Raw genomic sequence first — 1,054 nt, 5'->3', positions numbered from 1 at the left:
CCGTCGTCCCGCCGCAGCAACGGCTGGGCCTGGCCCTGGATCTGCCGGCGCTTGCGTTCCTGTCACTGCGCGCCGACGGCTATCTGGCGATCACCTCGAACAGCTTCCAGGTGGGCGGCAGCTTCGAGGTCGGCGTCGACCTCGCGGTGATCTCCGCGAACGGCTCGATCGCGCTGGACGCGATCGTCACCTTCGACCCGTTCCATCTGCACGTCGACTTCCAGGCCGGCTGGCAGGTGCGGGTCGCCATCTTCTCCGGCGGCATCACCGCCTCCGGTTCGGTGGACGGGCCCGGGCCGTGGACGATCCACGTCTCGGTGTCCAAGGAACTGCTCTTCGACGACATCAGCTGGTCGGACACCTTCCGGATCGGCCCGGCCGGCCCGGCACCCGCTCCCCCGCTCGAGGACGTCGCCGCGCTGCTCGCCCCCGAGTTCAAGCGGGCGTCGAACCTGCACGCCGTCGACGCCCGGGACCGCAGCGCCGCCCTCGCCCCGCCGGCCGGCCGGCTGCCCGACGGCACGGTCCTGGTCTCCCCGCTCGGCCGGCTGCGCTGGACCCAGGGCCTGGTACCGCTCGGTCTGCAGCTCACCCGGATCGGCGGGCGGCGCCTGGCCGGCGAGCGCAGCGTGGAGGTCACCGCGGCGTCCACCCACGTCACCCCGGGCGGGCCGGCCGACGACTCGTTCGCCCCCGGCACCTACCTCGACCTGACCCGTGCCGAGGCCTGCCAACTGCCGCCCTTCCAGCGGCTGCGGGCCGGATTCCACCTCGATTTCCAGGACGACGTGGGAGGCCAGGAGGACAGGACGGTCGTCTTCACGGCGTACTGGCGCCGCCCGACGAAGGATCTGCTCGAACTGCTGATCGGCAAGGAACTCCTGAGCCACCGCGCCGGCTTCGACCGGCTGGTCGCAGCCCAGAGCGCGGCCCCGGTGGTGACCGACCGCTCGCCGCTGGTCTCGGCCCTTGGCCTTCACCCAGGTGATCATCGTGTTGCGGATCTCGTCGGAGTTCGTCCAGACCACCTTGGCGGACGCGACGTGCGGGAAGT

At 71.9% G+C, this 1,054-nt stretch carries 1 protein-coding gene; it reads left to right on the top strand.

What is annotated here, in order from left to right:
* Positions 1 to 1,054: DUF6603 domain-containing protein (locus AB0O00_RS41255; protein ID WP_363659783.1), on the top strand; the 1,054-nt coding region annotated here is incomplete at both ends.

The sequence above is a fragment of the Kitasatospora sp. NPDC093558 genome, assembly GCF_040683475.1.
Classification (GTDB): Bacteria; Actinomycetota; Actinomycetes; order Streptomycetales; family Streptomycetaceae; genus Kitasatospora.
The sequence above is the reverse complement of the archived record's forward strand: the minus strand, read 5'-3'. Positions and strand labels throughout refer to the sequence as shown.